The organism is Kitasatospora sp. McL0602, from assembly GCF_052076145.1.
Taxonomy (GTDB): domain Bacteria; phylum Actinomycetota; class Actinomycetes; order Streptomycetales; family Streptomycetaceae; genus Kitasatospora.
Map to the genome: position 1 here is coordinate 7,567,527 of NZ_CP197246.1, position 24,536 is coordinate 7,592,062.

Sequence of the window (24,536 nt, forward strand, 5' to 3'; positions counted from 1 at the left end):
CCAGTGCGAGCACACGAACCGATCATATTTCTCTCATAAAGTCGCGGTAGGACTTGGTGTTCGAACGAGTTCTGACTGAATGTCGGAGAAACGGTGGAATCGTGCGGGTTGCTCGCGGCGTGACCGTCCTGTTGTCAGTGGGGGTCGTCGCGGCCTTCGCCCTGGCCACCGAAGTCCCCGGTTCGAAGAGCGGGCCGGCCGCGGCCGCTCCGGCCAGCTCCTCGGCCGGCCGGAGCGGCACACCGTCCGGCAGCCCCAGTGCGAGCCCCAGCCCCAGCCCGTCGCCGACCTGGGACGGCCAGGTGAAGGCGCTCGGCGACGGCTCCACCTCCGACACCGGCCCGCAGCCCAAGCAGTCCAGGGCCGAGAAGCTGAAGCCCGGTGAGAAGCCGCCGCAGTTCGTGGTGTTCTCGTGGGACGGGGCGCTGGAGAACGACGACGGCCTGTTCTCGCGCTTCCGCGAGCTGGGCGAGGAGAACAACGCCCAGATGACGTTCTTCCTGAGCGGCATCTACACCGTGCCCAAGTCCAAGCGCACGCTCTACCACCCGCCGCAGCACGACGTCGGCTCCGCCGCCATCGACTTCCCCACCGATGCCCACGTCAAGGACACCCTGGAGCAGCTGCGGCTGGCCTGGCAGGCCGGGAACGAGATCGGCACCCACTTCAACGGGCACTTCTGCGGCGCCAAGGGCGGCGGCGACTGGAGCACCGAGGAGTGGAAGAGCGAGCTCGACCAGGCGGTCTCCTTCGTCACCCACTGGAAGACCAACACCGGCTTCAAGGACCTCCCGCCGCTGCCCTTCGACTACACCAAGGAGCTCGTCGGGGGCCGTGCCCCCTGCCTGGAAGGGCAGAAGAACCTGCTCCCGGCCGAGAAGGCGGACGGCTTCCGGTACGACGCCAGTTCACCGGGTGAATTCCAGGTCTGGCCCGGCAAGAAGGGCGGTATCTGGAACTTCCCGCTCCAACTGCTGCCCTTTCCGGGCAAGTCGACCCAGGGCCTTTCGATGGACTTCAACTTCCTCGCAGGGCAGTCCGGGGACAGCACCGAGGGCAATCCGAAGAAGTACGCAGAATGGGAGAAGCAGACCCGCGAAAGCTATCTCAGCGGTTTCGAGCGGGTCTACAACGGAAGTCGGGCCCCGCTGTTCATCGGGAATCACTTCGAGACCTGGAACGGCGGCATCTACATGCAGGCCATCGAGGACGTGATGAAGAGCGTGTGCAAGCGGGACGGCGTCCGCTGCGTCTCCTTCCGCCAGGTCGCCGACTGGCTGGACGCCCAGGACCCGAAGGTCCTCGACCAGCTGCGCGGGCTGGACCCGGCCCAGCCCGCCGACTGGTCACGCCTGGTCAAGTGACCGAGGGCCGAGAGGCTGCGGCCCCCGCAGCCTCTCGACCCCCGACGGATCTCACCTGTCCTGGCCGCCGGCCGTCTTCATGTACGAGGTCCAGATCCGGGTGGGCAGAGCGGAGTCCGGAGCATCCGGGGCGGCGCCGCCCAGCCCCTCCAGCGAGAGCAGCTTCAGGTCCTTCAGGTCCGCCCGGAAGACCGTCACGGCCGTGGACACCTGCCCGCTGTAGCCGACGAACCAGCCCGCCGTACGGTCCGTGGTGGTGCCGGGCTTCCCGGCCAGGCCGGGGCCGGCCTCCGCCGCCGAGGTGGCGCTCCCGGTGCGGACGGCGCCCTTGAGCGCCGCGTCCACCTCCCCGGCGGCAGCTGCGGGCAGTGCCTGCACGGTGGCCGGCAGCCGCAGCGCGAGCGGCGCGCCGTTCCGGGTGATCCTGAGCACCGAGTACGGGTCCGTGTGGCGGCCGCCCGCGGCGAAGGCGGCGTACGCGTCGGCCGTCCTGATCGCGCTCGGCGTGGAGTTCCCGACCCCGAAGGCGGGCACCAACTCGCCCATGCTGCTGGGGAGCAGGCCCAGGTCCGTGGCGGTCTTCACCACCCGGTCCAGGCCGACGTCCATGCCGAGCTGCATCATCGGCCCGTTGACCGAGTCCTCCACCGCGCTCCGCAGGGTGACGCTGCCCAGGCTCCGCCTGCCGTCGTTGGCGGTCTTCACGATCTTCCCGTCCCGCCCCCAGTACGGTCCTTCCGGGGTCATCACGTTCACGCCGTTGTCGCCGTCGTAGCTGGTGCTGGGCAGGACCGGCGTACGGGCGCCGCCCCGCTTGTGCTGCACGCCCTGGCTGAGCCCCGCTGCGTACACCAGCGGGGTGAACGCCGAACCGACCGGCACCGTCGAGGTGTTGGCGTTGTCGAAGCCCTGCTTCAGGTAGTCGGGGCCGCCGTAGAGCGCGAGGAGTCTCCCGTCGGGGGCCACCGACGCTGCGCCGACGTGCAGGAGCTTGTCGGCATCGCGGCTGTGCGGGTCGATGTCCTTGGTGGCGTCCTGCACGGCGGCGGCCAGGGCGTTGACCCTCGGCTTCTCGAAGGTGGTCCAGATCTGGTGACCGCCGAGGTCGAAGCGGGCCGGTGTGATGTCGGTGTGGCTCTCCACGTAGTTCCTGGCCATGTCCACCAGGTACCCGACCTGGCCGCTCAGCCCCACCCCCTTCGGCTGGGGCTTCGGCTCGGGGAACACCGTGTAGGTGGCGCGCTCGGCGGCGGAGAGCTTGCCGACCTTCACCATCCGGTTGAGGATCCAGGACCACCGGTCCTCGGCCCGCTTGTGGTTCTCCGGGCCGAGCGCCGGGTCGAACTGCCCGGCCCCGTTCAACAGGGCGGCCAGGAAGGCCCCTTCGCTCGGGTTGAGCTGCGAGACGTCCTTGCCGTAGTACGCCGCCGCAGCGCGTTCGATGCCGTAACTGCCCCGCCCGAACCAACTGGTGTTCAGATACCCGGCCAGGATGTCCTGCTTGGTCATCCGATGGTCCAGTTTGACCGCTATGACGATCTCGCGCAGCTTGCGGGAGACGTCCTGACGCTGGTTCAGATAGCTGTTCTTGACGTACTGCTGAGTGATGGTCGAACCACCCTGGGTGTCGCCGCCCGAGCCCATCCGGTAGACCGCCCGGGTGATGCCCGTGAAGGAGATCCCCGGGTCGGAGTAGAAGGTCTCGTTCTCGGCGGCCAGCACGGCCCACTGCACCGACTGCGGCACCCGGTCGAGCGACACCTCCTGCCGGTTGATCTCGCCGACCCGGGCCATCTCGGTGCCGTCCGCCCAGTAGTAGACGTTGTTCTGCTGGGTGGCGAAGGCGTTCAGGTCGTCCGGGACGTGGGTGGTGACGAAGAACCAGGTCAGCCACCCCGTCAGCACCAGCGCCCCGGCACTCGCCACCAGGAGCAGCTGCCGCCAGGACGGGAGCCAGCGGCGGAGCCCGCGCCGCCCCTTCCGCGGGTAGTCGACGCGCTGCCACGGACGCCACCGGCGCCGTCCGGGCTTCTCCGCCTCGGCCCCGTCACTCTCGTGAGCTCGCACAGTCCGGTCTCCGATTCGCTTGTGGGGCAGATCCCTTCGTACACACAGACGCGTCGGGGCTGCACCGGCGACCCACCGGAGGAGTGTGATCGCGGTCATACCGGGCCGACCGGGTGACCCGTCGGAGTGCCTGCGCCCGGTCTGCCCGGCGGCGGGGGGAGGATCGCGGCACCGGCGGGCCGGCACGCCTGCGCAGGCCCGCGCCGTCCGGGAGGGTGCGATGCGGATCCTGCTCGTCGCGAGCGCGTTCAACAGCCTGACCCAGCGTGTGTTCGCCGAACTGCGCGAACACGGCCACACCCTGGCCGTCCACCTGCACGGCGAGGACGACCCGCTCCGGGCGGCCGTCCGGGCGTTCGCGCCGGAGCTGGTCGTCGCCCCGATGCTCAGGACGGCGCTGCCGCGCGACGTCTGGTCGGCGCACACCTGCCTGATCGTCCACCCGGGCCCGCTCGGCGACCGGGGGCCGTCCTCGCTGGACTGGGCGATCCACGACGGCGCGGGCCGCTGGGGAGTGACGGTGCTCCAGGCCGGTGAGGTGATGGACGGCGGCGACGTTTGGGCCACCGCGCACCTCACCGTGCCGCCCGTCGGCAAGAGCGACCTCTACCGCAACGAGGTCTCGGACGCCGCGCTGCGCGCCGTCCGGCTCGCCGTGGAGCGCTTTGCCTCGGGCCGGTTCCGCCCGCGCCGCCAGGCCGGCCCGCAGTGGCCGGTCACCGAGCGGACCAGGCCCTACCTGCGCCAGCCGGTGCGGCGGATCGACTGGGCCGCCGACCCGACCGCGACGGTGCTGCGCAGGCTCCGGGCGGCCGATTCGCAGCCCGGTGTGCTCGACGAGCTGCTCGACGGCGAGTGGTACCTGCACGGCGGCCACCCGGAGGACGAACTCCGTGGAGAGCCCGGCGAGTTGCTGGCCACCCGGGCCGGAGCGGTCTGCCGGGCGACGGTGGACGGCGCGGTCTGGCTGCCCGAGCTGCGCGAGCGCCGCCGCCCGGACGGCCCGGCGACGTTCAAGCTGCCCGCGACCCTCGCCCTCGGCAGCCGCCCGTCCGGACTGCCGCCGCTGCCCGAACTGCCCGAGGTGCCCGCTCCGCTGGAGCTGCCGGGGCAGCGCCGCACCTGGACGGACCTGCGCTACCGCGAGGACGGCCCGGTCGGCTTCCTCCGGTTCTCCTTCCCCGGCGGGGCGATGAGCACCGAGCACTGCCGCCGCCTGCTGGCGGCCTACCGGTACGCCTGCGCCCGCCCGACCGGTGTGCTGGTGCTCGGCGGCGGCCGGGACTTCTTCTCCAACGGCATCCACCTGAACGTGATCGAGGCCGCCGCCGACGCGTCGGCGGAGTCCTGGGCCAACATCAACGCGATGAACGACCTGGTGGAGGCCGTCCTCACCACCACCGACCGCCTGGTGGTGGCCGCCCTCGGCGGCAACGCGGCGGCGGGCGGGGCGATGCTGGCGCTGGCCGCCGACGAGGTCTGGTGCCGCGACGGTGCGGTGCTCAACCCGCACTACCGCCTGATGGGCCTGCACGGCTCGGAGTACTGGACCTACACCCTGCCGCGCCGGGTCGGCCCCGCGATGGCCGCCCGGCTCACCGGGCAGGCCCTCCCGGTCACCGCCGCGCGGGCCGAGCGGGCAGGGCTGGTCGACCGGGTGGTCACGGCGGCCCCCGGCGCCTTCCCGGCGGAGGTCGCCCGGCTGGCCGGGCAGCTGGCCACTGCCCAGGGGCTGCGACGCCGCATCGGCGAGAAGAAGGCCGCCCGCGAACGCGACGAGGCGCACCGCCCGCTCGCCGACCACCGCGCGGCCGAACTCGCCCTGATGCGACGCGACTTCGCCCCGGGCGCGCCGTACCACGCGCTGCGCTCGGCCTTCGTCTGCAAGACCCCCGCCGTCGGCACCCCGCCCCACCTGGCGGGCGAGCACACCCGCTGGACGGCGCCGGGGTAGCCGGCCCCTGCCCGCCGGTCACCCGATCGGGCTGCCCGGTGGCCGTGGGTTTCCCCGGCCTCCCGGGGCCCGTGGCGGTTCGGCCGACCGGTGGGAGAGGGGCGCTGCGGGGGTGTGTCCGGCCGCGCTTGCCGAACCGGCTCGCGGGATCGCTGGTATGAAGATTCTGGGCCTGTTATGTCGGGCTCGTCCCAGTTTCTTGAGGAGGCATCCTCATGGGTGCAACAGCAGTCACCTCCGACGCCGCCGGGAGCGGTGCGTCGCAGCCCGGCCAGGAACCGGCGCCGGTACACATCCTGTGGATCAACGCGGGCCTGAGCTGCGACGGCGACTCCGTGTCGCTGACCGCAGCCATGCAGCCCAGCATCGAGCAGATCGTCACCGGCGAGATCCCCGGTCTGCCGCCCGTCGCGGTGCACTGGCCGCTGATCGACTTCGAGTGCGGGCCCGTCCAGGGCGCGGACAACTTCGTCGAGTGGTTCTTCAAGGCGGCCCGCGGCGAACTCGAACCCTTCGTGCTGGTGGTCGAGGGGTCCATCCCCAACGAGTCCATCAAGCCCGAGGGTTACTGGTGCGGGTTCGGCGACGACCCGGCCACCGGCCAGCCCATCACCACCAGCGAGTGGCTCGACCGGCTCGCCCCGAAGGCGACCGCCGTCGTCGCCATCGGCACCTGCGCCACCTACGGCGGCATCCACGCGATGGCCGGCAACCCGACCGGCGCGATGGGCGTGCCCGACTACCTCGGCTGGGACTGGACCTCCAAGGCCGGTCTGCCGATCGTCTGCGTGCCGGGCTGCCCGATCCAGCCCGACAACTTCTCCGAGACCCTGGTCTACCTGCTCCACCAGCTCAGCGGCGCCGCGCCGATGATCCCGCTGGACGACAAGCTGCGCCCGACCTGGCTGTTCGGCGCGACCGTCCACGAGGGCTGCGACCGGGCCGGGTACTACGAGCAGGGCCAGTTCGCCACCGAGTACGGCTCCCCGCAGTGTCTGGTGAAGCTCGGCTGCTGGGGCCCGGTGGTCAAGTGCAACGTCCCCAAGCGGGGCTGGATCAACGGCGTCGGCGGCTGCCCGAATGTCGGCGGCATCTGCATCGCCTGCACGATGCCGGGCTTCCCCGACAAGTTCATGCCGTTCATGGACGAGCCGCCCGGCGGCAAGGTCTCCAGCACCGCCAGTGCGGCCTACGGCACGGTGATCCGCAGGCTGCGTTCGATCACGGCGAAGACGGTGGACAAGGAGCCCAAGTGGCGCCGCACCGGCCAGAAGCTGACGACGGGTTACCGCCCGCCGTGGTGATCCGCTGACGCCTTGCAGCCGGCCGGCCTTCCCGCCCGGTGACCTCCCCCGAACGACGAGAGGCAGTACAGAGACGATGGCACCGACGACGAAGCCGGCCGGCGACGGCCTCACCGAGATGTCCTGGGACCCGATCACCCGGATCGTGGGCAGCCTGGGCATCCACACGAAGATCGACTTCAAGCAGAAGAAGGTCGCGGAGTGCTACAGCACCTCCTCGGTCTTCCGCGGCTACAGCGTCTTCATGCGCGGCAAGGACCCGCGCGACGCGCACTTCATCACCAGCAGGATCTGCGGCATCTGCGGCGACAACCACGCGACGTGCTCGGTGTACGCGCAGAACATGGCGTACGGGGTGAAGCCCCCGCACCTGGCCGAGTGGATCATCAACCTCGGCGAGGCGGCCGAGTACATGTTCGACCACAACATCTTCCAGGAGAACCTGGTCGGGGTCGACTACTGCGAGAAGATGGTCCGCGAGACCAACCCCGGCGTCCTGGAGCTGGCCGAGCGCACCGAGGCGCCGCACGCGGGCGACCACGGCTACAAGACGATCGCCGACATCATGCGCTCGCTCAACCCGATCGAGGGCGAGTTCTACCGCGAGGCGCTGCAAGTCAGCCGCTACACCCGGGAGATGTTCTGCCTGATGGAGGGCCGCCACGTGCACCCCTCCACCCTCTACCCGGGCGGCGTCGGCACGGTCGCCACCGTCCAGCTCTTCACCGACTACCTGAGCCGCCTGATGCGGTACGTCGAGTTCATGAAGCGCGTCGTGCCGCTGCACGACGACCTCTTCGACTTCTTCTACCAGGCGCTGCCCGGCTACGAGGAGGTCGGCCGCCGCCGCATCATGCTCGGCTGCTGGGGCAGCCTCAACGACCCCGACCACTGCGACTTCACGTACCGCAACATGACCGACTGGGGCCGGCGGATGTTCGTCACCCCGGGCGTCGTGGTGGACGGCAAGCTCGTCACCAACGACCTCACCGAGATCAACCTGGGCATCCGCATCCTGCTCGGCAGCTCGTACTACCAGGACTGGGAGGGCCAGGAGCAGTTCGTCACGCACGACCCGCTCGGCAACCCCGTCGACCCGCGCCACCCGTGGAACCAGCACACCATCCCCGCCCCGCAGAAGCGCAACTTCGACGACAAGTACAGCTGGGTGATGAGCCCGCGCTGGTACGACGGCAAGGACTACCTCGCCCTCGACACCGGCGGCGGCCCGCTCGCCCGGCTCTGGTCGACCGCGCTCTCCGGCCTGGTCGACTTCGGGTACGTCAAGGCGACCGGCCACAGCGTGCAGATCAACCTGCCGCGCACCATGACCAAGCCGGAGACCAGCTTCGAGTGGAAGATCCCGCAGTGGAGCAACGCGATCGAGCGCAACCGCGCCCGGACGTACTTCCAGGCGTACGCCGCCGGCGCGGCCCTGCACTTCGCGGAGAAGGCGCTCAGTGAGGTCCGGGCGGGCCGCACCCAGACCTGGGAGAAGTTCGAGGTGCCGGACGAGGGCATCGGCTGCGGCTTCACCGAGGCCGTGCGCGGCGTGCTCTCGCACCACATGGTGATCCGCGACGGCAAGATCGCCAACTACCACCCGTACCCGCCGACTCCGTGGAACGCCAGCGTGCGCGACACCTACGGCACCCCCGGCCCCTACGAGGACGCGGTGCAGAACACGCCGATCTTCGAGGAGAACAGCCCCGAGAACTTCAAGGGCATCGACATCATGCGCGCCGTCCGCAGCTTCGACCCGTGCCTGCCCTGCGGCGTCCACATGTACGTCGGCGACGGCCGCACGGTGCAGAAGATGCACGTCCCCACCGGCCTGAGCGGGATGGGCGGATGAGCGCCGCGACGGCACGGACCGCCGTGAGCGCGGAGCAGACCGGGCGCCGGGTCGAGGAACTCCTCGACGGGCTCTCCACCGACCCGGCCGCCCAGGCGGCGGCCGAGGAACTCGTCCGCGTCCTGATGGACTTCTACGGCGCGGGCCTCGCCCGGGTCGTCACCCTGCTCGGAGCGCAGCACGGCGAAGCGCTCGCGCGACTGGCCGACGACGAGCTGGTCTCCGCACTGCTGGCGCTGCACGACCTGCACCCGCAGGAGGTGACCGCCCGGATCGAACGGGCACTGGCCGCCGTACCCGCGCACCCCGCCCGGGTCGAGCACTTCGACCCGGCCACCGGGGCGCTCCGGCTCCGGCTGGAAGGCGGTGGCGGCTCGGGGTGCGGCTGCGCGAGCACCGCGCAGACCGCCCGGCAGAGCCTCGAGGCGGCGCTCGGCCACCTCGCCCCCGAGGTGACCTCACTCGAACTGGACACGCCGGAGCCCGCCCGCCCCGCCCCGGCACTGCTCCAGATCGGCCACCGTCCGGGCCTGCGCACCGAGGCCCCGGCGGAGGCCAGGTGACCGGCCCCGGCCTCGGCACCCTGCGCCGGCTGCGCGCACCCGCGCCGCCGCGCCCCGAGCGCTGCGAACTCTGCGCGCAGCCGCTGGGCGACCCGCACCGGCACCTGGTGGACACCGAGTCCCGGACGCTCACCTGCGCCTGCCAGGCCTGCACCGTGCTGTTCGCCCAGGACGGCGCCGGGCACGGCAAGTACCGTGCCGTGCCCGACCGTTACCTCGTCGACCCGGCGCACGTGCTCGACGACGGCGCCTGGGAGCAGCTCCAGATCCCGGTCAGCACCGCCTTCTTCTTCCGGAACGCGGCGCTCGACCGCCTGGTCGCGCTCTACCCGAGCCCGGCCGGGGCGACCGAGAGCGAGCTGGACCCGCAGACCTGGGAGGCGGTGCTCGGACGCAGCGCCCTCGCCGCCGAGCTCGAACCCGACGTCGAGGCCCTGCTGCTGCGCCGCTCTCCCGGGCAGGGCGAGTGCTTCCTGCTGCCGATCGACGTCTGCTACGAACTGGTCGGCCGGATGCGGCTGTACTGGCAGGGCTTCGACGGCGGTGCCGAGGCCCGCGCCGAGCTCGCGGCCTTCTTCGACCGCGTCCGCACCCGGGCCCGGACGGTGCGGACGGAGGTGCACCCGTGACGGAGCTGACGTTCAGCTGCACCGGAGTCCGAGCCGACCCGTATGCGGCCGGGCCGACCCTGGTCTTCCGGCTGCGGATCACCGCCGGGGACGCCGCCCGCGTCCACGCGCTCGTCCTGCACTGCCAGCTGCGGATCGAGCCGGCCCGCCGCCGCTACGGCGCCCAGGAGGGCGGACGGCTCGCCGACCTCTTCGGCGAACGCTCCCGCTGGGGCAGCACGCTGAACCCCGTGCAGTTCGCCCAGGTCTCGCTGACCGTCCCCGGCTTCACCGGGGAGACGGAGGCCGATCTCGTGGTGCCGTGCACCTACGACACCGACATCGCCGCCTCCCGCTACCTCGGCGCCCTTGAGGACGGCGAGGCGCCGCTGCTGATCCTCTTCTCCGGCACGGCCTTCACCGGCGCCGGGGGCTTCCAGGTCGAGCCGGTGCCCTGGGACCGCGAAGCGCGCTGCGGCCTGCCGGTCGCCGTCTGGCAGCAGATGATCGAGCAGCACTTCCCCGGCTGCGGCTGGATCCGGCTGCCGCACGGCACGATGGAGGCACTCCTCGCCTACCGCTCCCGGCACGCCCTCACCTCCTGGGAGGCCACCCTGCGCTCCCTGCTGGACGCCGCCGGGGCCGAACCCCTGACCCTCGGCGGCGCTGCCGCCCTCCTGACCACCGAAGGGGTCACACCGTGACCACGAGCACCGCCGCAGCTGCGGTGGAACCACGCTTCGCCGCCGCCCGGCAGATCGCCGACGCCGTCCTCTTCGAGGGCTACGTCCTCTACCCCTACCGGGCGTCGGCCGCCAAGAACCGGCTGCGCTGGCAGTTCGGCGTCCTCGTCCCGCCGTCCTGGGGGGCGGACCAGGGGGAGCACTCCGCCCAGCGCACCGAGTGCCTGATGGAGCCGCGCGCCGGAGCACGGCTGCACGTCGAGGTCCGCTTCCTGCGAGCCCAGCGGCGGACGGTGCAACAAGCACTTCCCGACGGGGAGTTCGAGACCACCGAGGCGCTGGAGCTGCCCGACCGGGTACTCGTACCCTGGGACGAGGGCGTCGAGGAGCGCGTCGAACTCTCCTTCTCCGTCGACGAGTTGTCCGGGGAAGGCGTCGTCGTCCCGTTCAGCCGGCCGGCCCAGCAGCAGACCGAGCCCGTCCACGACGGCGACCGCCCGGCCGGGCGGCTGCTGCTGCGCCGGGAGCGCGTCGACGGCCTGGTCCGGGCGCGCAGCACCGACGTCCCCGGCCCGTACGCCGTCCAGCGGCTCACCGTCGAGCTGGAGAACGCCTGCAGCTGGACGCCGCCCACCGACGGCGCCGACCGCGACGCGGCCCTGCCGCGCTCGCTCGTCTCCGCCCACCTGCTGCTCGGGCTCGACGCGGGCACCTTTCTCTCGATGACCGACCCGCCGGAGTGGGCCAAGGGCGCCGCTGCCGAATGCCGCAACCTGCACACCTGGCCGGTGCTGGCGGGCGAGCCCGGCCGGTCCGACGTGCTGCTCTCCTCGCCGATCATCCTGGAGGACCACCCCGCCGTCGCCCCCGAGAGCCCCGGCGCGCTCTACGACGCGACCGAGATCGACGAGATCCTCGCGCTGCGCACCACGGCCCTCACCGATCAGGAGAAGCGGGAGGCGCGCGGCACCGACGCCCGCGCGGGCGCCGTGATCGACCTCGCCGACTCGATGCCCCCCGAGATGTGGGAACGGCTGCACGGCGCGGTCCGCTCACTGCGCGACATCACCGAGCCGGAGCCGATCCCCGTCGCCGTGACCGCCCCCGCCGCCCCCGACCTGCAACCGGACAAGCCCTGGTGGGACCCGGCGAGTGACGCCGCCGTCGACCCGGGGCAGGACCGGATCGAGATCGACGGCCGCTCGGTCGGCGCGGGCAGCCGTGTCCGGCTGAAGCCGGGCAGCCGCCGCACCGACGCGCAGGACTTCTTCCTGCACGGCCGCACGGCCCTGGTGGAGGCGGTCGTCCACGACGTCGACGGGACGACCCACCTGGCCGTGACCGTCGAGGACGACCCGGGGGCCGACCTCTGGCGCGACCAGGGCCGCTTCCTCTACTTCCAGCCGGACGAGGTCACCCCGCTGGAGGGGGAGTGAGCACGCCGAAGGCCGGGCGCGTCCTGATCGCCGGGGTCGGCAACATCTTCCTCGGTGACGATGGCTTCGGCGTCGAGACCGTACGACGGCTGGCCGGGCACCCGCTGCCGGCGGACGTCGAGACCCTCGACGTCGGGGTGCGCGGCGTGCACCTCGCCTACCAACTGCTGGACGGCTACCGCGCGTTGGTCCTGGTGGACGCCACCTCCCGGGGCGGGCCACCCGGGACGGTCTATCTGATCGAGGCCGCCGCACCAGGCTCAGTCGAGCTGGAGGCACCCGCGCTGGACGGGCACCGGATGGGGCCCGACGCCGTGCTGGCCCTGCTGGACACGCTGAGCGCGGGCACCGGCGGCACGGCGCCCGAACGCGTCCTGGTGGTCGGCTGCGAGCCGCTCTCGCTGGAGGAGGGCATCGGGCTCAGCGAGCCGGTGGCCGCCGCCGTCGAGGAGGCCGTCGCGATGATCCTCCAGGTGCTGCGGGACGAACTCGCCGACCGTCCAGGACGGATGGCGGAAGTGGCCGGCGACCGGGCCGGAGGACGAGAAGAGAGCGGGGCATCACGATGTGGAAGATCCTGATCATCGGGCTGGGCGGGTGCGCTGTCGCCGTGCTGTACCAGAACCTGCCCGACATCAAGCGCTACCTGCGGATCCGCGCGATGTGAGCCGGGCCCGCCCGGCCGTAGGTCTGCATTGCGGCGAATGGCTTAGCCCCGGGTGCACCGTCGGCGCGGCTGCCCGCCCCCGGCGGTGGCGCGCCCTGTAATGGAGCCGATCGGACCGCCCGCCCCACCCGGCGAGCGGTCCAACTCGGTGACCACGTACGGGAGTGAGGCCGATGCACGAGATGTCGCTCGCGATGGCCGTCGTGGAGCAGGTGGAGCAGGCCGCAGTGGCCGAGGGGGCGACGGGCGTCGAGGCCGTCCACCTCCAGGTCGGCCAACTCGCCGGGGTGGTGGCCGAGGCACTCGCCTTCTCCTTCGAACTCGCCTGCGAGGGGACGGTGTTGCAGGGTGCCGCACTCGTCACCGAGGAGATCCCCGGCCTCGCCCGGTGCCGGCCGTGCGCCCAGGAGTGGGGCGTCGGAATGCCGCCGGAGCTGACCTGCCCGCGCTGCGCGGGCTCCGAGGTCGAGCTGCTGGCCGGGAGGGAGTTGCTGATCAGGGGCGTCCGGTGGGCCGGTCGTCCGGAGCCCGCCCCCGCCGGGGGCGCCGCCCGAGTCGACCAGGAAGGCTGAGCCATGTGCAGGACCACCGATCTGCGGCAGGCGGTGCTCGCGAAGAACGACGCGGGCGCCCAGGAGTTGCGCACCGCGCTCGCGCGGCGCGGGGCGATCGCCGTCAACCTGCTCTCCAGCCCCGGCAGCGGGAAGACCGCGCTGCTGGAGGCGGAGCTCGGGCTCGCCCGGGAGCGCGGCCTGCCGGTCGCGGCCCTCACCGCCGACCTCGCGACCGAGAACGACGCACTGCGGCTGGCCCGTTCGGGCGCGCCGGTCAAGCAGGTGCTCACCGACGGCCTGTGCCACCTGGAGGCGGGCATGCTGCGCGGCCACCTGGCCGGATGGCTCCCCGACGGGACGCGACTGCTGTTCGTCGAGAACGTCGGCAACCTGGTCTGCCCCGCCTCCTACGACCTGGGGGAGTCGCTGAGGGTGGCGCTCGCCTCGGTGACCGAGGGGGAGGACAAGCCGCTGAAGTACCCGACGGCCTTCGGGCTGGCCCAGCTGGTCGTGGTGACCAAGACCGACCTGGCGGCGGCGGTCGAGTTCGACGAGGCCGCCTTCCGCGCCAACGTCGAGCGGGTCAACCCCGGCGTGGAGGTGGTGCTCACCTCGGCCCGGACGGGGCTGGGTGCCGGCCTGCTGCTCGACCGGGCGGTCGCGGTGCTGGACGGCGCGGCGCCGCACCGGCCGGTGATGGCCGGCCAGGCCGGCGGGCACGGGCACAGTCACGGTCCCGGGCATGAGCACGGGCATGAGCACAGCCACGAACACGGGCACGAACACGGGCACGAGCACCAGCACGCGCCTGCGCTGACGGAGCGCCGGTCTTGACCGTCGGGCTGGAGACGGCCGGGCGGCAGCGGCTGCGGGTGCTCATCCGTGGTGTGGTGCAGGGCGTCGGCTTCCGGCCGTTCGTCTCCACCCTGGCCGCCGAACTCGGGCTCTCCGGCGAGGTGCTGAACACCGGCGACGGCGTCGTGGTCGAGATCGAGGGCACCCCGGAGGCCCTCGGGGCGTTCTGCGCCCGGGTCGCCAGCCAGGCCCCGCCGCTGGCCGACGTCCAGTCCGTCGCGCACGAGGAGCTGGCTGTCACCGGCAGCTCCGACTTCACCATCCTCCCGTCCCGGCCGGGCGGCCTCGGCCGGGCGCTCATCCCGCCCGACACCGCGACCTGTGCCGACTGCCTCGCCGAGCTGGCCGACCCCGCCGACCGCCGCCACCGGCACCCCTTCATCACCTGCACCAACTGCGGCCCGCGCTTCACCATCGTCACCGGCCTCCCGTACGACCGGGCGGCCACCACCATGGCCGCCTTCCCGATGTGCGCCGAGTGCGCACGCGAGTACGCAGACCCGGCGGACCGGCGCTTCCACGCCCAGCCCGTGGCCTGCCACGCCTGCGGACCGCGACTGAGCCTCCTGGTCGCACAGGAGGGCAGGCCCGTCGCGGCCGGTCAGGGCAGCGAGGCGATGGCGCGGGCCCGCCGCCTGCTGGCGGACGGCGCCGTCCTGGCGGTCAAGGGGATCGGCGGCTACCACCTCGCCTGCGACGCCGCGAACCCCGAGGCGGTCGCGCTGCTACGGCGGCGCAAGGCCCGTGGGGACAAGCCGTTCGCCGTGCTGGCCCAGCAGCCCGCCGACATCGCCCCGCTCGTGGAACTCAACCGGGCGGAGGAGGAGCTGCTGACCGGAGCCGTCCGGCCGATCGTCCTGCTGCGGCGCAGGCCCGGCGCCCGGGGCGTGGCCGAGGCCGTCGCCCCGCGCTGCCCGGACCTGGGCGTGATGCTCGCCTACACGCCGCTGCACCACCTGCTGCTGGGCCTGCCGGGCGACCCGCCCGGCCCCCGGCTGCTCGTGATGACCAGCGGCAACCTCGCGGGCGAGCCGATCGTCACCGACGACACCGCCGCACTGGAGCGCCTCGCGCCGCTCGCCGACGGCTGGCTGACGCACGACCGCCCGATCCACGTGCCCTGCGACGACTCGGTGGTACGCATCTGCGACGGCGAGCCGTTGCTCGTCCGCCGCTCCCGGGGCTACGCACCGCTCCCGGTGCAACTCCCGCTGCCGGTACGGCCCGTGCTGGCCGTCGGCGGAGACCTGAAGAACACCTTCTGCCTGGCCGACGGGGACCGCGCCTGGCTGTCCGGGCACGTCGGGGACATGGACGACCTCGCGACGCTGCGCGCCTTCGACCGCGCGGTAGGGCAGTTGGGGAGCATCACCGGCGTACGGCCCGAACTGCTCGCCGCCGACCGCCACCCCGGCTACCGCTCGGCCCGGTGGGCGGAGCGGGCCGCCGCCGGGCGGCCGGTGCTGCGCGTCCAGCACCACCACGCGCACATCGCCTCGGCGATGGCCGAGCACGGGCTGGACGGCAGCCGGCCGGTGATCGGCGTCGCCTTCGATGGGACGGGCTACGGCGACGACGGCGCGGTGTGGGGCGGTGAGGTGCTGCTCGCCGACTACGCGGGCTTCCGCCGCCTGGTCCAACTCCGTTACGTCCCACTGCCTGGCGGCGACGCGGCCGTCCGCCGTCCGTACCGGATGGCGCTGGCCCATCTGCACGCCGCCGGGCTGGACTGGGCGGCCGACCTGCCGTGCGTCGGCGCCTGTCCGCCGAAGGAACGGGAGCTGCTGGCACGCCAGTTGGAGCGGGGCCTCAACTGCGTCCCGACCTCGAGCATGGGCCGGCTCTTCGACGCCGTCTCATCGCTGGCCGGGGTGTGCCACCTGGCCGGGTACGAGGCGCAGGCCGCTATCGAGCTGGAGGCGGCCGCGTACCGGGCCGATGCCGGGGCCGGCTACTCGTTCGGGCTCGGCCCGGGAGACCCGGCCCGGGGCGGGGCCGAGTCGGTCGCCGACCCGGCGCCGGTGCTGGCCGCCGTGGTGGCCGATCTGCGGGCGGGCGTCGGGCCGGGCGTGATCGCGGCCCGCTTCCACGCCGCCGTGGCCGGGCTGGTACGCCAGGCCTGCGGGCAGGTGCAGGAGCGCGAGGGGGTGGGGACGGTCGTCCTGTCGGGCGGGGTATTCGCCAACGCGCTGCTGTCGTCCGGGTGTTCGAGCGGGCTGGTCGAGGACGGCTTCGAGGTCCTGCGGCACCGCCGGGTGCCGCCCAACGACGGCGGGCTGGCCCTCGGCCAGGTGATGGTGGCGGCCCGACAGGTGACGTGACCTCGGATGTGACGAGCAATCAGAATCGTGTGCGGACAGCGTGAGGAGAGCCCGATGTGCCTGGCAGTACCCGGAAGAGTCGTGGAGATCGAGGAGCGTGACGGCACCCGGATGGCCGTCGTCGACTTCGGCGGCGTGGTGAAGGACGTCTGCCTGGAGTACCTGCCGGATCTCCGGGTGGGGGAGTACGCCATCGTGCACGTCGGCTTCGCCCTTCAGAAGCTGGACGAGGAGTCCGCACTGAAGACCCTGCGGCTGTTCGAGGAACTCGGCCTGCTGCAGGAGGAGTTCGGCGACCCCCTGGAATCCCTCTCCGGGCGACCGGACGAGACCGCCGTGGTGGACGGGAGCCTGTCGTGAAGTACCTGGAGGAGTTCCAGAACCCTGAGGTGGCCCGCCGCCTGCTCGACGACATCCGGGCGACGGTGACCAGGCCGTGGGCGCTGATGGAGGTCTGCGGCGGGCAGACGCACACCATCATCCGACACGGAATCGACCAACTGCTGCCGGACGAGGTGGAGTTGATCCACGGGCCGGGCTGCCCGGTGTGTGTGACGCCGCTGGAGGTGATCGACAAGGCGCTGGCGATCGCGGCCCGGCCCGGGGTGATCTTCTGCTCCTTCGGTGACATGCTGCGCGTCCCCGGCACGGACCGCGACCTCTTCCAGGTCCGGGGCGAGGGCGGCGACGTACGGGTGGTGTACTCGCCGCTGGACGCGCTGCGCATCGCGCAGCAGAACCCGGACCGGGAGGTGGTGTTCTTCGGGATCGGCTTCGAGACCACGGCGCCGCCGAACGCGATGACCGTCCACCAGGCCCGCAAGCTCGGCATCCGGAACTTCAGCCTGCTGGTCTCGCACGTCCGGGTGCCGCCCGCGATCGAGGCGATCATGCAGTCGCCGGACTGCCGGGTGCAGGGCTTCCTGGCGGCCGGTCACGTGTGCAGCGTGATGGGCACCGAGGAGTACCCGGCGCTCGCGCGGCGGTACCAAGTCCCTATCGTGGTCACCGGATTCGAGCCTTTGGACATCCTGGAGGGCATCCGGCGCACCGTCCGCCAGCTGGAGCGCGGCGAGCACACGGTCGACAACGCCTACGAGCGGGCGGTGCGCCCCGAGGGCAACCCCGCCGCCCGCGCGATGCTCGCCGACGTCTTCGAGGTCACCGACCGGGCCTGGCGCGGCATCGGTGTCATCCCGCAGAGCGGCTGGCGGCTCTCGCCCCGGTACCGCGAGTACGACGCCGAGCACCGCTTCGAGGTCACCGGCATCCGCACCTGCGAGCCCGCCCAGTGCCGCAGCGGCGAGGTGCTCCAGGGGCTGCTGAAGCCGAACCAGTGCGAGGCCTTCGGCACCACCTGCACACCGCGCAACCCGCTCGGCGCGACCATGGTCTCCAGCGAGGGAGCCTGCGCCGCCTACTACCTGTACCGCCGACTCGGTGTGACGCCGAAGCCCCTGGAGGCGACTCCCGTTGCATGACACCACCGGAACGCTCACCGCCCCCCAGGGCGGGCCCACGCTCAACCCGGCGAACTGGAGCTGCCCGCTGCCGCTGCGGGACCACCCCCGGGTGGTGATGGGCCACGGCGGCGGCGGTGCGATGTCGGCCGAGCTGGTGGAGCACATCTTCGTCCCGGCCTTCGGCGGCCCCGCGCTCGCCACGCTCGGTGACTCGGCGGCCCTCACCCTGGGCGGCGCACGGCTGGCCTTCTCGACCGACTCCTTCGTCGTCCGCCCGCTGTTCTTCCCCGGCGGCAGCATCGGCGACCTCGCCGTCAACGGCACGGTCAACGACCTGGCGATGAGCGGGGCCCGCGCCGCGTACCTCTCCTGCGCCTTCATCCTGGAGGAGGGCGTCGAGATGGCGACCGTCGCCCGGGTCGCGCAGGCGATCGGCGCGGCCGCGCGGGCGGCGGGGGTCGAGGTGGTGACCGGCGACACCAAGGTGGTCGAATCCGGCCACGGGGACGGCATCTACCTCAACACCGCCGGGATCGGGCTCATCCCGCCCGGTGTCGACCTGCGCGCCCAGCGGGCCGCCCCGGGCGACGTGGTGATCGTCAGCGGTGACATCGGCGTGCACGGCGTCGCGGTGATGAGCGTCCGGGAGGGCCTGGAGTTCGGCGTGGAGATCGAGAGCGACTGCGCCGCGCTCGGCGGCCTGGTCGCGGCGATGCTCGCCGTCACGCCCGACCTGCACGTGCTGCGCGACCCCACCCGGGGCGGCCTGGCCGCCTCGCTGAACGAGATCGCGGCCGCCGCCGGGGTCGGCGTGGTCGTCCAGGAGCGCAGTGTCCCGGTGCCCGCGCCGGTCGCCAACGCCTGCGCCATCCTCGGCCTGGACCCGATGTACGTCGCCAACGAGGGCAAGCTGGTCGCGTTCGTGCCTCGCGAGCACGCCGACCAGGTGCTGGCCGCGATGCGCGCGCACCCGCTCGGCGCGGGTGCGGTGGTGATCGGCGAGTGCGTCGAGGACCACCCCGGCATGGTCGTGGCCCGTACCGCCCTGGGCGGCACCCGGGTCGTCGACCTCCCGATCGGGGAGCAGCTGCCCCGGATCTGCTGAGGCGCGGCAGCAAGGTAGCCAGGTGGCTCAGCGGCGGCGGCGCAGGCGCTCGCCACGGGCGAGGCGCCTGAGCCGGCCGAGCCAGGTGAACCGCTCCCGCCGCGCGGCCGAGGCCCGGTCCAGCTCCTCCATCAGGCGCCGGGAGCGGTGTTCGAGGTTCAGCTCGTCCAGGATGCGGTCGATCTCGGCGAGCAGGGAGCCGTACAGCTGCCAGGCGTGCGGATGCTGCTGCACCTCCCGCAGCAGCATCTGGGCCACGTTCTCCCGGCTGACCCAGGCGGCGGAGAGCTCGGCGGTCAGCCGAGCCTCCGCCTCCTCGGCGCTCCGGCTCACCTGCGTCGTCACCAGCACGGCGAAGCTGACCAGCGCCCCGCCGATGTGCGCGAGCAGCTCCTCCAGGGCCAGTGCCACCTGGGGTGGGAAGAGCTGCTCCTCCGGGCCGCGCTGCTTGGCGAGGTCGGTGAGCGAGCGGGCCAGCACGCGTACGACGACGACGCAGATCTCCAGCGTGTCCAGCCCCGTCCGCAGCACCAGCCGGGAGAGCCGGCCCTCCTTGATGCGCGGGTTGAGGCGCAGGCTGTCCTCCGCCTGCCGCAGCGCGGCGTCGACGTCGGCGATCGCGTGGTCGAGGCGGCGCGCCTCGTGCAGCCGGGCGGCGGCGCTGGAGACCGGTGTGGGGCCGCCCAGCTCGTCCGAGATCCGCAGCAGCAGGTGGCGAGCCCGCCGGGCGAGGTCCTCGATCGACCCGCCCGCCGTGTCGACCCACACCGGGGGCGCGAAGAGGAAGTTGAAGAGCAGACCGACGCCCGCCCCGATCAGCGTCTCCAGCACCCGGTCCCAGGCCTGCGACGCGAGCCGCGTCACCCCGAGCACCAGCATCGCGCTGATCGCGACCTCGTTGACGAACTCGTCGACCCGCACGAAGTGCCCGACGGTCAGCGAGGCCAGGATGATCAGGCCCAGACTCCACCAGGAGAGCCCCACCACCGAGCTGAAGCCGATGGCGATCAGCACCCCGACCACCACCGAGTTCACCCGGCGGACGCTGGTGGTCAGCGTGGAGTAGAGCGTCACCTGCACGACCAGCAGGGCCGTGAGCGGCGCGGTCAGCGGCGCCGGTTCGCTGCTCAGGTGCACGGCGACGGCGTACGCGAGGGTCGCCGCGACCGTCGCGCGGAACGTCTGCACGACGACGGGCTCCCTCAGCCACCGCCGGAGCCCCTCGACCACCGTGTCCTGTGCACCTGGCATTCCCTTCTCCTTCCCGCTCCGGCGCCGCGACACCCTCACTACCGCGCACAACCGGCTGCCTGGCGGTACTCCGGCTGACCCAGGCGGCCCGGCGGCATGCGGGGCCGGTGGGGGCGGCGTAGAAAGGTGACGGCGGCGCGAGGCGGTACGGCGTGCCGTGCCGGGCAACCCCTAGCCGACTGGAGTTCGCAGATGAAGGCGCTCGTGGCCACCGATTACGGACCGCTCGACCAGCTTGCCGTCACGGACCACCCCACACCCGTCCCTGGGCCGGGCGAGGTGCTGGTGAAGGTCGCGGCGGCTGCGCTGAACCCCCTCGACCTGGCGCTGATCACGGGGGCGATGAAGGAGGCGTTCCCCGTCCAGCACCCGCTGGTGGTCGGCATGGACGTCGCCGGGACGGTCGCGCAGGTGGGCGATCAGGTCACCGACTACGCGCTCGGTGACGTGGTGGTCGCCTTCACGGGCCAGGCCGGAGCCGTCGCCGAATACACCCTGGCCACGCCCGGCCCGCTGCTGGCCAAGCGGCCCGCCGGTCTCTCCGCCGTCCAGGCCGCCGCCATCCCCGAGTCCGGCCTGACGGCCGTCTGCCTGCTGCGGACCGTCGGCGTGGCGCCGGGCGAGAGCGTGCTGGTGGTCGGGGCGACCGGTGGCATCGGCCTGTACGCCGTCCAGCTCGCCTCCTCGCTCGGCGCGCAGGTGATCGCCACCGCCACCGAGGCGGACGCCCAGTACGTCCGCGAGCTCGGCGCCGCCGGGACGGTCGACTACCGCGCCGGGGACGTGGTGGAGGAGACCCTGCGGCTGGTCCCCGGCGGGGTGGACGTCGTGGTCGACCTGATCAACCGGGGCGACGGCCTGGCGGCCACCGCGCGCGCAGCCCGCCCCGGCGGACGGCTCGTCAGCCCGCTCTTCGGCCCGGACGACCTCGGCCGGGAGGTCAAGGGCGTCTACATCGGGACCTTCACCGCAGAGCCCGGCGACCTCGCGGGCCTCGCCGCGCGGGCCGCCGAGGGGCTCCTCCAGATCGAGGTCGGGGCGGTCTACCCGCTCGTCGACGCGGTGACGGCGGTCGCCGACTTCGCGGGCAAGCACACCCGGGGCAAGATCGTCGTCACCGTGCCGTGAGCGGCCTCAGGGCCGGTCCGGAGCAGGCAGGGGGCTGTCCCAGTCCAGGAGCCGGAGCAGCTCCTCGTCGACGTGCTGAGCCGGGCGGGCGGAGTCGCGTGGTGGCGACGGCTCGCTCGCGCCGCCGGCAGCAGCGCCGGCCGACCGGCTCGCGGTGAGCTGGGCACTCACCGCGATGTTCTGCTCCACCCGGGGGCGGCGCAGCTGCTCGTACAGCTCCAGCGCGGCGTCTCGGGCCTCCGGCGTGTCCGCCGCCTCGCGCAGCGCCTTGGCGAGCACCACCGCGTCCTCCAGCGCCATCGACGCACCCTGACCGGTCGCGGGGGAGGCGGCGTGCGCGGCGTCCCCCAGCAGGACGGTGCGGCGCCCCCGCCAGTGGCCGCCGGGACGCAGCTGGCGGGCGTTGGTCACCATCAGCTGGTCCGTCGTCGCCGCGACGATGTCGGCGGCGGGCGTGGCGTCGGGCCGCAGCACCCGCAGCAGCTGCTCTCGCCACCCGGCCGGGCCGGTGGCGTCGGCCTCCGCAGCCGTCACCGGCGGGCCGGCCACCCGGGCGAACCAGTACGCCTCCCCGGCCGGGGAGAACGCGTACCCGAAGGCGGCGCCGCTGCCCCGGACCATCGTGATCCGGTCACTGCGGCTGTCCGGCGGCGCCTCCGCGTCGTCGGTGTAGCCGTAGAAGACGCGCTGGCCCGCGTACTCCGGGCCCGGAGCGGCCGGGGTGAGCTGGGAACGCACCGCCGAGTGCAGCCCGTCGGCGCCCACCAGCAGACCGGCCGTCGCCGAGCTCCCGTCCGCGAACGTCGCGGTGACGCCGTCCGCGCCCTCCGCGAGCCCGGTGAGCCGCGCGCCGTGCCGGACGGCGATCCCACGGCGGCGCACCTCGTGCCGCAGCGCCGCACCGAGCGCGGCCCGCCGCAGACACCGGTAGCTGGTCAGCGGGTGGTCGCCCTCCCCGAGCGGCAGGGCGGCCAGCTCCTGCCCTGCCTCGTCCAGCACGTTCATGGTGGTGAGGGCGAAACCGTGCCTGGCGACCGCCGAGGCGGCGTCCAACTGCGCAAGCGCCCGCATGCCGTTGCTCGCCAGCGTGAGGAAGGCGCCGATGTCCTCGCCGCCGTCCGGGTGCGCCTCGTGGACGGTGACGTCGAAACCCGCCTTGTGCAGCCCGAGCGCCGCCGCCGCCCCGGCGATCCCCGCGCCGATGACCATGATCTCAGCCAACTCGGCCCCTCCGGCTCCGGCCCCGCGCCGCGACCCGGGGCTGACGATGTCCCACCCACCGTAGCCCCGGCCCGGCCGCACCCCGGACCGGACGGCCGTACCTGGCCGAAAACCCGCCGACCCGGCCCACGGGTGCTCAGTCGGCGACGGTCTCCAGCGCATCCACCGGGTCGGCTGGGTCTGCCTGTTTGGCCGGGTCGGCCTGTTCGGCGGGGAAGAGGAGGACCGAGCCGATGATCAGGGCGGCGCCGAGACCCTGAGGCACGGTCAGGCGCTCGCCGAGCAGGCCGACCGCGCAGGCGAGGCCGAAGACCGGGATGAGGTTGAGGGCCGCCGACGCGGTGGTGGCCGGTACGGACCTGATGGCGAAGTTGTAGAGCAGGAAGCTCAGGGCGTACCCGACGACGCCGGAGAGCAGCGCCGCGCCCCAGGAGGCGGCCGAGACCTGGCTCGGGAGGCGCTCCGCCCCGCTGAGCCAGCAGGCCAGCGCGACCGGCGCGGTGAAGAGCAGGCCGAAGGTGAACTGGTACGTCGTCATGGTGAGCGCGTCCACCTCGTCGGCGACGCGGGAGGCGTAGACGACGTACGAGGCCGCACACAGGACGCCCACCAGGACGAGCACGTCGCCCAGGTGCAGGGCGAGGCCGGTGCCCGCGCCCTCCAGGGTCGCCACCCCGGCCAGGGCGAGCAGGAGGGCGAACGACCCACGCGCGGTGAGCCGTTCGCGCAGGAAGACGCAGGCCATCGCGATGGCGAAGAAGGACTCCAGGCCGGTGAGCAGCGAGGCGTTGGCCGCCGTCGTCCGAGCCAGGCCGAAGGTGAAGAAGGCGTAGGCCAGGCCCGGTTCGAAGAGCCCCAGCAGGACGAGCCGCGCGGTGACGGGCGTGCGCCGGAAGCCCCGTACGAGCAGGGCCGTCCACAGGACGGCTACGGCGGCGCCGAGTTGGGCCGTCAGCAGCAGCATCGGCGGCAGCCCGTCGAGGGCGAACTTGGTGAACGTCGCGGAGCCGCCCCAGCACAGCGCCGCCAGCACCAGCGAGACCTGGTGGACCGATATCTTCACGGTGGATCTCCTGGTAGGGCGAGCGGCTGGGGTGGGGCGGGCGCGACGGCGGGGGCTCAGCCGAGGAGCTCGGCGGGGGTGCCGATCCGCCACAGCTTGCTCTCGCCCCAGGCGCCGACGATGGCGACGTCCGGGTCCTGGCCGCGCAGGCGGGCGTAGCGCTCGGCCAGCAGCTGGAGGCGGACGGTCATGGGGAGTTGGGCGAGCAGCGGGTGCAGAGCGGGGGCGTCGTCCGACTCCGGGGCGCGGAGCGTGACAGTCGGGATGCCCTCCTCGACGGCGGCAGCGGCCAGCGCGGCGGTGAGGCCGTCCACGTCCGCATCGGGCTCCAGCACGATCAGGCCGTCGGCGGCGGTGTACGGCACGGCCGAACCGTGCAGGAAGCGGTCGGAGTCGAAGCCCTCGGCGAGCATCCGGGCACCCTCGCGGATCTTGAGCGCACCCTCCCGGGCGGTGACGCCCCAGGGCCCGCAGCCGATGATCGCCAGGCTGCGCGCCGGGACCGGGACGTGCTCGGCCTCGGAGCCCGCACACACCTCCCGGACCTGCTCCGCGGCACGCCGCAGCTCCGCCGGGCCGCCCTCGGCCCAGCCGAGCCGGTGGGCGAGGTTCGCCAGCACACCCAACGCGGCGGTGTAGCTGACGGTGTACGTCTCCGACTCCTCCGGCGCGACGGTCTCGATCGCCTCCGGCCAGCCCCGACCCTGGCCCGTGATCGACACGAACGGGATGCCCGCCTGCTGCGCGGCGGCACGGGAGCGGACGGCGTAGGCGGTCTCGGCGGTGTGGGTGATCACCACGAGCGCGTCACCCGGACGCGGCGCGGCACCCCAGCGGGACCACTGCACGGCCGAGACGGGACGGGCGTCCAGCCCTGCCTGTTCGAGCATCGCCGCGCCCAGCTCGGCGGCGTGCTGGCTGGTGCCGGTGCCGAGGACGAGCACCCGGCCGGCCGAGGCCAGAGTGGCGGCCTGCTCGGACAGGTCGAGCTCGGCGGCCCGGTCCAGGGCGTCGGCCTGCTGCTGGATCATCCGGAGCAGGGCGGTGGAGCTGGTCGTCGACATGGTGGGTCTC

At 73.0% G+C, this 24,536-nt stretch carries 22 protein-coding genes; 17 read left to right on the forward strand and 5 right to left on the reverse strand.

The genetic code is table 11. The features are described 5' to 3' along the window. Positions 1–101: 101 nt before the first annotated feature. Positions 102–1,364 (forward strand): hypothetical protein, encoded by a 1,263-nt coding sequence (locus ACR68M_RS34260; protein ID WP_441248064.1) that lies wholly within the window; start codon positions 102–104, stop codon positions 1,362–1,364. A 51-nt stretch (positions 1,365–1,415) separates the two neighbouring features. On the opposite strand, the gene ACR68M_RS34265 is transcribed toward ACR68M_RS34260, so the two are convergent. Then, positions 1,416–3,431: a transglycosylase domain-containing protein gene (locus ACR68M_RS34265; RefSeq protein WP_441248065.1), complete on the reverse strand. Its 2,016-nt coding sequence runs from the start codon at positions 3,429–3,431 to the stop codon at positions 1,416–1,418. Between the two features lie 220 nt (positions 3,432–3,651). Between ACR68M_RS34265 and ACR68M_RS34270 the strand changes: the two genes are divergently transcribed. The 15 genes from ACR68M_RS34270 to hypE all read left to right on the forward strand — a co-directional run bounded on the left by ACR68M_RS34270 (position 3,652) and on the right by hypE (position 18,799). Beyond that, positions 3,652–5,385 carry an enoyl-CoA hydratase-related protein gene (locus tag ACR68M_RS34270; RefSeq protein WP_441248066.1) on the forward strand — a complete coding sequence of 578 codons (1,734 nt, stop codon included), beginning with the start codon at positions 3,652–3,654 and terminating at the stop codon, positions 5,383–5,385. Positions 5,386–5,600: 215 nt separating this feature from the next. Continuing rightward, positions 5,601–6,689 (forward strand): hydrogenase expression protein HypE, encoded by a 1,089-nt coding sequence (locus ACR68M_RS34275; protein ID WP_441248067.1) that lies wholly within the window; start codon positions 5,601–5,603, stop codon positions 6,687–6,689. Between the two features lie 76 nt (positions 6,690–6,765). Continuing rightward, positions 6,766–8,544 (forward strand): nickel-dependent hydrogenase large subunit, encoded by a 1,779-nt coding sequence (locus tag ACR68M_RS34280; protein WP_441248068.1) that lies wholly within the window; start codon positions 6,766–6,768, stop codon positions 8,542–8,544. Next, positions 8,541–9,107 carry a hypothetical protein gene (locus tag ACR68M_RS34285; RefSeq protein WP_441248069.1) on the forward strand — a complete coding sequence of 189 codons (567 nt, stop codon included), beginning with the start codon at positions 8,541–8,543 and terminating at the stop codon, positions 9,105–9,107. Before ACR68M_RS34280 ends, ACR68M_RS34285 begins: the two co-directional genes overlap by 4 nt. Continuing rightward, positions 9,104–9,736: a DUF5947 family protein gene (locus ACR68M_RS34290; protein WP_441248070.1), complete on the forward strand. Its 633-nt coding sequence runs from the start codon at positions 9,104–9,106 to the stop codon at positions 9,734–9,736. Before ACR68M_RS34285 ends, ACR68M_RS34290 begins: the two co-directional genes overlap by 4 nt. Beyond that, a complete protein-coding gene (locus tag ACR68M_RS34295) occupies positions 9,733–10,419 on the forward strand; it encodes a DUF6084 family protein (protein WP_441248071.1) in 687 nt (228 codons plus the stop codon). The genes ACR68M_RS34290 and ACR68M_RS34295 overlap by 4 nt, the downstream gene beginning before the upstream one ends. Further along, positions 10,416–11,834: a hypothetical protein gene (locus tag ACR68M_RS34300; RefSeq protein ID WP_441248072.1), complete on the forward strand. Its 1,419-nt coding sequence runs from the start codon at positions 10,416–10,418 to the stop codon at positions 11,832–11,834. The genes ACR68M_RS34295 and ACR68M_RS34300 overlap by 4 nt, the downstream gene beginning before the upstream one ends. Next, entirely contained in the window at positions 11,831–12,415 is a 585-nt protein-coding gene (locus ACR68M_RS34305; protein WP_441248073.1) for a hydrogenase maturation protease, read from the forward strand. Before ACR68M_RS34300 ends, ACR68M_RS34305 begins: the two co-directional genes overlap by 4 nt. Further along, positions 12,400–12,501 (forward strand): DUF6893 family small protein, encoded by a 102-nt coding sequence (locus tag ACR68M_RS34310; protein WP_441248074.1) that lies wholly within the window; start codon positions 12,400–12,402, stop codon positions 12,499–12,501. Before ACR68M_RS34305 ends, ACR68M_RS34310 begins: the two co-directional genes overlap by 16 nt. Before the next feature lie 173 nt (positions 12,502–12,674). Continuing rightward, complete coding sequence (gene hypA / locus ACR68M_RS34315; RefSeq protein ID WP_441248075.1) at positions 12,675–13,073, forward strand: hydrogenase maturation nickel metallochaperone HypA; 399 nt, start codon at positions 12,675–12,677, stop codon at positions 13,071–13,073. 3 nt (positions 13,074–13,076) lie between these two features. After that, a complete protein-coding gene (hypB, locus tag ACR68M_RS34320; RefSeq protein WP_441248076.1) occupies positions 13,077–13,889 on the forward strand; it encodes a hydrogenase nickel incorporation protein HypB in 813 nt (270 codons plus the stop codon). Then, positions 13,886–16,231 (forward strand): carbamoyltransferase HypF, encoded by a 2,346-nt coding sequence (gene hypF / locus ACR68M_RS34325; protein WP_441248077.1) that lies wholly within the window; start codon positions 13,886–13,888, stop codon positions 16,229–16,231. The genes hypB and hypF overlap by 4 nt, the downstream gene beginning before the upstream one ends. 54 nt (positions 16,232–16,285) lie before the next feature. Then, positions 16,286–16,591, forward strand: coding sequence for a HypC/HybG/HupF family hydrogenase formation chaperone (locus tag ACR68M_RS34330; RefSeq protein WP_441248078.1), 306 nt, complete (start codon positions 16,286–16,288; stop codon positions 16,589–16,591). Continuing rightward, positions 16,588–17,712: a hydrogenase formation protein HypD gene (gene hypD / locus ACR68M_RS34335; RefSeq protein WP_441248079.1), complete on the forward strand. Its 1,125-nt coding sequence runs from the start codon at positions 16,588–16,590 to the stop codon at positions 17,710–17,712. Before ACR68M_RS34330 ends, hypD begins: the two co-directional genes overlap by 4 nt. Beyond that, positions 17,705–18,799: a hydrogenase expression/formation protein HypE gene (hypE, locus tag ACR68M_RS34340; protein WP_441248080.1), complete on the forward strand. Its 1,095-nt coding sequence runs from the start codon at positions 17,705–17,707 to the stop codon at positions 18,797–18,799. Before hypD ends, hypE begins: the two co-directional genes overlap by 8 nt. 27 nt (positions 18,800–18,826) lie before the next feature. On the opposite strand, the gene ACR68M_RS34345 is transcribed toward hypE, so the two are convergent. Further along, positions 18,827–20,050 carry an FUSC family protein gene (locus ACR68M_RS34345; RefSeq protein WP_441248081.1) on the reverse strand — a complete coding sequence of 408 codons (1,224 nt, stop codon included), beginning with the start codon at positions 20,048–20,050 and terminating at the stop codon, positions 18,827–18,829. Positions 20,051–20,242: 192 nt separating this feature from the next. Between ACR68M_RS34345 and ACR68M_RS34350 the strand changes: the two genes are divergently transcribed. After that, positions 20,243–21,178 (forward strand): NADP-dependent oxidoreductase, encoded by a 936-nt coding sequence (locus tag ACR68M_RS34350; RefSeq protein WP_441248082.1) that lies wholly within the window; start codon positions 20,243–20,245, stop codon positions 21,176–21,178. Positions 21,179–21,184: 6 nt separating this feature from the next. On the opposite strand, the gene ACR68M_RS34355 is transcribed toward ACR68M_RS34350, so the two are convergent. The 3 genes from ACR68M_RS34355 to ACR68M_RS34365 all read right to left on the reverse strand — a co-directional run bounded on the left by ACR68M_RS34355 (position 21,185) and on the right by ACR68M_RS34365 (position 24,526). Then, positions 21,185–22,399: an FAD-dependent oxidoreductase gene (locus tag ACR68M_RS34355; RefSeq protein ID WP_441248083.1), complete on the reverse strand. Its 1,215-nt coding sequence runs from the start codon at positions 22,397–22,399 to the stop codon at positions 21,185–21,187. A 136-nt stretch (positions 22,400–22,535) separates the two neighbouring features. After that, positions 22,536–23,462 (reverse strand): DMT family transporter, encoded by a 927-nt coding sequence (locus ACR68M_RS34360; RefSeq protein ID WP_441248084.1) that lies wholly within the window; start codon positions 23,460–23,462, stop codon positions 22,536–22,538. 56 nt (positions 23,463–23,518) lie between these two features. Next, on the reverse strand, positions 23,519–24,526 hold the full coding sequence (locus ACR68M_RS34365; protein ID WP_441248085.1) for an SIS domain-containing protein: 1,008 nt from the start codon (positions 24,524–24,526) through the stop codon (positions 23,519–23,521). Positions 24,527–24,536: the final 10 nt, after the last annotated feature.

Excerpts from the sequence above, each read along its gene's own strand:
- ACR68M_RS34365 (WP_441248085.1), bottom strand. The coding sequence starts at position 24,526 with ATGTCGACGACCAGCTCCACCGCCCTGCTCCGGATGATCCAGCAGCAG.
- hypA (WP_441248075.1), top strand. The coding sequence starts at position 12,675 with ATGCACGAGATGTCGCTCGCGATGGCCGTCGTGGAGCAGGTGGAGCAG.
- hypB (WP_441248076.1), top strand. The coding sequence starts at position 13,077 with ATGTGCAGGACCACCGATCTGCGGCAGGCGGTGCTCGCGAAGAACGAC.
- ACR68M_RS34330 (WP_441248078.1), top strand. The coding sequence starts at position 16,286 with ATGTGCCTGGCAGTACCCGGAAGAGTCGTGGAGATCGAGGAGCGTGAC.
- ACR68M_RS34350 (WP_441248082.1), top strand. The coding sequence starts at position 20,243 with ATGAAGGCGCTCGTGGCCACCGATTACGGACCGCTCGACCAGCTTGCC.
- ACR68M_RS34345 (WP_441248081.1), bottom strand. The coding sequence starts at position 20,050 with ATGCCAGGTGCACAGGACACGGTGGTCGAGGGGCTCCGGCGGTGGCTG.
- ACR68M_RS34275 (WP_441248067.1), top strand. The coding sequence starts at position 5,601 with ATGGGTGCAACAGCAGTCACCTCCGACGCCGCCGGGAGCGGTGCGTCG.
- ACR68M_RS34310 (WP_441248074.1), top strand. The coding sequence starts at position 12,400 with ATGTGGAAGATCCTGATCATCGGGCTGGGCGGGTGCGCTGTCGCCGTG.
- ACR68M_RS34285 (WP_441248069.1), top strand. The coding sequence starts at position 8,541 with ATGAGCGCCGCGACGGCACGGACCGCCGTGAGCGCGGAGCAGACCGGG.
- ACR68M_RS34280 (WP_441248068.1), top strand. The coding sequence starts at position 6,766 with ATGGCACCGACGACGAAGCCGGCCGGCGACGGCCTCACCGAGATGTCC.
- ACR68M_RS34270 (WP_441248066.1), top strand. The coding sequence starts at position 3,652 with ATGCGGATCCTGCTCGTCGCGAGCGCGTTCAACAGCCTGACCCAGCGT.